Genomic DNA, 5,594 nt, shown 5'->3' on the forward strand with positions numbered 1-5,594 from the left:
TGGAAAGTATGGGTTTCAGTTGGACTAAAAACAGGGGAATATTTTTAGTTCTGTAAGTATTAATCTATACGCTTACATATATATTTTGGTCTCTATCCTTTAGGTGAAAATACCGATTTTATGGTATAATAAGGATAACTCTATATAAGGAGGTGTGCCATGACTCTTGATGTAAATAAAGAAGAATTAACAATTTTAGGGATTCCCTTTGATAACTTTTCGGATTTTGATACTGTCTGGTATGCTATTGGGTCATCAATGATTGAAAATTATGAACCTACTGTTCAAGATGTGATTGACTTAAAAACTTATGTTATCAACAGACGAAAGGAATTGAATATTGGTTAAAAATCAATACGAAGGCTATGAGTACATTGACCCCAATCACCAATATACCTATCCAAATTCCACAGTCTTAATCAATAAACAAAATGTTACAAATATTGAAGAAGCCTACCGAAATGAACACTTATTCGTTACTAAAAGACTTGCAGATTTGCGCTTGAAAGCCATTAAAGTCTATTCCATGGGTAATATTTTAGCCATTCATAACTATTTGTTTCAAGATGTTTATGCTTGGTCAGGACAATATCGCAAGGTGAATATCTCTAAAAGTGGTAATCCTTTTATGTCGATACAGTCGTTTAATGCTGCTGAAACTTATATAAATCATCTCATTCATTCCTATCATCAAACTGCCAACTCAAAAGATGAAATCATTAAACATTTAGCAAAAATTCTTGATAATCTTAATTATTTCCATCCCTTTCGAGAAGGAAATGGACGAACTCAACGAGAAGTTATTCGTTCCTTAGCACTATCAAAAGGATATTCTGCACAAATACGAGTGGAACAAGATGATGAAGTTTACAACCTTTATATGGACGGAACTGTCTATGGAGACTTAGGGAAGCTAGAAGAATTATTTGGTAAAATATTAAAAGAAATATAGATTGTAATACTTGATAATTACAAAAGTGAAGTGATTAGATATATTAAAAGCCTATGAAATCAGCATTTCAAAGGCTTTTTTCTTTTAATTTTAGCAAAATAACTGAATTTTAACTGATTATATCACTTTAGGAGTGCAATAACAGATATAATGGTAGCAATGATGGAGACTATCGTAGCAACGATAGAACTTATGGTATTTGTCTTTGTGTAATTTATCTCAGTAAGCATATTCAAATAGGAATAATTTTCTTTAATTACATTTCGATAATATGACAAATTTTTATGAAATAAATTTTCTAGCTGAACTTCGTCATTTGATACAAATATAGTCCAAGAATCTTCAAAGTCTTTTTTAAAATTAGAAATATCTATTCTGTTTTCTGACTCCGATAGGCTCTGTATCTTTTTCAAAAGGTTTAAAAAATTCTTATTAAACATTATGTTCTTTCTTCCTGATACATATTTCGAAAAATCTCTTTCAAAAATGTGAAGCTCTCGCTCTCCAAATAATAAGTAATAGAGCTCGTTCCCATATTGTGATATAGACCCTAAAATACTAAATCTAGGAATGAAATTACTTCCTGAGTAAAGAACATAATCACTATCATTAAAACTATTTGAAATATAGTAATTGCCTTTTTTATTATATAGACTATAACTAATATCCCCGAAGTATATTTTATCTATATCAACTTTGTCTTTTCGAAAAGCAACTGTTAGATTAATTAATTTGTTCATTTTCCCATTTTCGCTATATAAAAACGTAGTTATGTAATGTTGACATATCAAAGAAGGAAGTTCATTTGTCATCTGATCAATAGCTAGATAATTAAGCTTATCGTCCTCATCATCCAGAATATACCAATTAATGTAATCTTTTTTACTCAAGTTTTTGATATTATCAGAAATAAATAATTGAAGATTAGACTCTGTCAATACTTGTTTGAAATGAAATCTATATTGAAAAATAGCATAATAATTATTTACCGTCGCCCAACTTATTTCAATACTGCTGAAAAATTTATCTCCAATTATCTCAATTTCAGCAAAAATTCCGACTCCATGCCTTAAATATTCTAAATGGACATAGTCGTATTTTTTAAATATAGTAGGTTTTTTATAATAATTTTTCACTTTAAATTTCGACTTTGGCAACGAATATAAACGCTTCGTTAATTTATTAACACCCTCATTTGAAAGTGTATCTAAAATAATAAACTCTCCAATTGAGAATTCATCAAAATAGTCTGTCCGTGTCCTCCATTCGGGACGTTCTTCTTCAATGTACTTTTTATGAAATTCTAATCCTTCCTGCTCATGTCTTTGATAATAAGATTGATATTCTTCTGTTGCAACTATTTTTAAATAATAATCAAAAAACTTCTTAGCTTGTCTATTTATCATACCTACACCTAATTGATACTTTATATCACTATCATATCATTTTTTTAATGAAACTGAATCAATAACCACAACTATTACTCATTTTATGATTTTAGCTAAATCTATCATGGCTTGTTCAATTTTATGTTTTCTTTTTTGCATGACATGAAGATAGATTTTTTTAGTGCCAGTTTTAAATAGTCAATAGCGTCTTCTTCGATCTGTTTAGATGATTTAGACATAATTAACCTCTTAATAAGTTGTTCTATACTAAGTATTATATCAATTTATGTGATAATTTTTCCAAATTATCCTTGCCATCCTAATATCATTCCTAAGAAAATCAAAGATTTATGACTAAATGGATAGATGATTACGAATATAAGGTTAGGGGATTAGAGAATTTTATCAATATACTTGATAACACAAGAAATCAAAATGTTACCAAATTAGAACGGGAAACAAAATCAGTATAGTTATTTGAAATACCATGGAAAAATTATAAGGCTGATAGTATTAATTTCACTATCAGCCTTACAGGTTATTTAACGTTTCAGAAAAACTATAATGTCAAGATTAACTAAACAGTATCTAATTCTTTCAAATAATTCTCTATCTTCATCAACATTAAAGGATTGTTATAAATCTTACATAACTCTCTTGCTTCTATATAATAATTTTTGACTTGTTCTTTGTCTAGAAACTTGGCTCCAGCATTTCCTACAAGAATAAGTAGGGGAGCCAGTTGGTAGCTTGTCTGTCTTTGTTTACAGAGTTCAATCGTCTCAAGAGCTTCTTGGATGGCTTCGTTATATTTTTCCTTTGACACTAGGTAGTGAGCGTAGTTGTAACGAACTCTGATGTAGCCAAATAAAAACTCTTGATGCTCAAAATTTTTTGTCTGATATAACTCCATTAAATGAAAGTAGTTTGCCTCATATTCTTGTTCACGACCCACTAAGGAATAGAAATTAGATAGAGTATTCAATGCCTTTAAATAAATCAGAGTATTTGAGGAGACTTTTAATAATATATTTTCCAATGAAGAAATAGCCTCACACTTACTGTCATATTGATAGAAGTCAATAATAGCTTTAATCCATTCAAGGTAAGTTCGATCTTCTAGTGTTAGAAAAGTACTTCGTTCAATCTCTATTCTATAAATATATTCCAAATCTTCATAATTTCTGTCATCTAATAGTCGAGCAGATAATTGCTTGAAATTAGAGAGGTTAGATTTAATTTCAATTTGTTCATTAAAAAAATAATCTAATGGTACTTCAAGTCGTTGTGAGAGTTTGAACAAAAGGTCTGCGGAGGGAATAAAATGCCCTCTCTCAATTTTACTAATCTGGCTTTGTTCACAAATTCCTTCTGCAAGAGTTTGTTGGGAGAGTCTCAACTCTTTTCTTTTCAATCTGAATTTCTCTGCGAGTGTATTCATTAAAGATAATAAACCTTCCTATTTGCTTAATTTCATTATAAAATTTTTAGTTCAAAATAGCAAGTTAAAAGAATAAATAATTCTTTGTGGTAATAATAAAAAAAAAAAGTTCAAAAAGCAATAAAAATAATTGACTGAATAATATATGTATGTTAGAATAAAAACAAGGAAAAAGAAAGGGGTTTCATTGCATGAGAAAAAAACGTGGAATTAAAAAATTAGTTACATTTGCATTACTAGGTGTTTTTATGTTTAGTAATACAATTCCTTACCAACAGTTTATTCAGAAGAATAAACAATTGGAGATTCGAGTGCAATCACAAAAGAAGTCCGATGGTCTTGATGTTGGGAAGGCTGATTAGTTGATTAAATGATGAAAATACTATTAACTATATGGTATTTCTGTTTTATCTAATTTTTAATTAGAAAGAAGTGATTCTAATGTACAAGGGTGTAATTTGTTAGAATTTCAAAAATTTAGAGCATTTTTGGCTTAGTAATATGTGTTGAAGGCTCAAAATCTATGGTAAAAAAGTAGCTTTGAAAACGTATTACCTCCAAAGATTTAGTTAAATAATGAATTAACATAAAAAGAAATTATTGAAGTTCTGGAAAGATGTTGTTTCAGTATTGAAATCATTGAGAAAAAGTGGGAAAAATTTGCGATTTTCACAGAGAAAGGAAGAAAAAGTATAGAAATAAGTCTTGAAAAACTGGATTTGAAGAATTATTTTGATTATATTGTTTCGGATGACAATTGCTATTGAAGATTCGTACTCAGGGATACAGGTATCAACTAGTGCTGGTATTGATACTATTGGATATTACGATTACCCATTGCCTTTATTTAATGCTAAGGCAAATTGGAAGGCTGGAAGTATGCAAGAAGTATTGAACGTAATTCAATCACAACATGAGTTTTAAAACGTCTAGACGTACTTAGAAAAATTAAAAATATACTTTTCGGGAATCTGTCCATAGATGAACAAAAGAAGCTTCAAAAAAATGTTTCTAATATTTATTTTAGGTATCATTGTAGGTCTATTCGTAATCCCATTACTTAGACCACATATAGTTGGTTGGCTAAAAACTATATGTGGTTAATAGTAATGATAACCTTATTTAACAAAAAGTTTTCCCTTTTATTCTTTATAGCATCACTCCCACTCTTCAACTTGTTAGATATTTGGAGATGGTGGGGATTTCATTAATTGAAAGGAGATAACTAGAGGACAGATTTGTTAGTATTAGAACTTTACTATCTAACAAAATACTGTATATGAAGATTGATTTTTCGTTTCAAGAGGATACAAAATAGATTTGAAAAACATTGGGAAAACTTAATTTAAGTAAGGAAACTCGTTTTTCTATATAGCATCACACTGTACAAAATAACATTAGGAGGGTAACCATGAAAAAAATAATTAAAAAAATTACTATTTTATCGCTATTATCTACACTATTCTACGCTAGCTCTCCCCTACTTACTTTAACGGTAAGTGCAAATGAAATAATTCCTAACAATAAAAGTGCTCTAATAAAAACAGAAGACCGTAGCGCTACAGGCGCTACAGCAATCTTTTTTGGAGGGATGGTTGTTGCATGGGTTATAGATGGAACAATAACGTATGTGACAGGAAAAGCGCCTTCGGAATGGGTTGCTTGGGGATTACGTAATATTCACAATTATATTTTACAACAAGTAAGAAACGGCGCAAGACAAGTTGTAATTCCAACAAGTGGTCCGTACACATGTCCTGGAGTCGTAATCGACCATTCAGGGATGTGTCCATAGATGAACAAAAGAAGCTTC

Annotated in this window: 6 protein-coding genes; 4 read left to right on the forward strand and 2 right to left on the reverse strand. The window is 29.8% G+C overall.

Annotation, left to right across the window (positions count from 1 at the left end; genetic code table 11):
* Window positions 1-159 precede the first annotated feature (159 nt).
* Both HMPREF2704_RS08890 and HMPREF2704_RS08895 read left to right on the forward strand, forming a co-directional pair.
* Window positions 160-348 (forward strand): hypothetical protein, encoded by a 189-nt coding sequence (locus tag HMPREF2704_RS08890; protein WP_014713950.1) that lies wholly within the window; start codon window positions 160-162, stop codon window positions 346-348.
* Window positions 341-952, forward strand: a complete 612-nt coding sequence (locus HMPREF2704_RS08895; protein ID WP_049471968.1) for a Fic/DOC family protein — start codon at window positions 341-343, stop codon at window positions 950-952. Before HMPREF2704_RS08890 ends, HMPREF2704_RS08895 begins: the two co-directional genes overlap by 8 nt.
* Window positions 953-1,074: 122 nt before the next feature.
* Here the strand turns inward: HMPREF2704_RS08895 and HMPREF2704_RS08900 are convergent, their stop codons facing one another.
* Window positions 1,075-2,358 (reverse strand): hypothetical protein, encoded by a 1,284-nt coding sequence (locus HMPREF2704_RS08900; protein ID WP_070846308.1) that lies wholly within the window; start codon window positions 2,356-2,358, stop codon window positions 1,075-1,077.
* 559 nt (window positions 2,359-2,917) lie between these two features.
* Window positions 2,918-3,781: a helix-turn-helix domain-containing protein gene (locus tag HMPREF2704_RS08905; RefSeq protein ID WP_014713947.1), complete on the reverse strand. Its 864-nt coding sequence runs from the start codon at window positions 3,779-3,781 to the stop codon at window positions 2,918-2,920.
* A gap of 191 nt (window positions 3,782-3,972) precedes the next feature.
* Here HMPREF2704_RS08905 and HMPREF2704_RS11605 point away from each other — a divergent pair, with 191 nt between their 5' ends.
* Complete coding sequence (locus HMPREF2704_RS11605; protein WP_014713946.1) at window positions 3,973-4,143, forward strand: PhrA family quorum-sensing system peptide; 171 nt, start codon at window positions 3,973-3,975, stop codon at window positions 4,141-4,143.
* A gap of 1,049 nt (window positions 4,144-5,192) precedes the next feature.
* Window positions 5,193-5,576 carry a hypothetical protein gene (locus HMPREF2704_RS08910; RefSeq protein ID WP_041826468.1) on the forward strand — a complete coding sequence of 128 codons (384 nt, stop codon included), beginning with the start codon at window positions 5,193-5,195 and terminating at the stop codon, window positions 5,574-5,576.
* Window positions 5,577-5,594 lie beyond the last annotated feature (18 nt).

The sequence above is a fragment of the Streptococcus sp. HMSC076C09 genome (genome assembly GCF_001837905.1).
Lineage (GTDB): Bacteria > Bacillota > Bacilli > Lactobacillales > Streptococcaceae > Streptococcus > Streptococcus parasanguinis_I.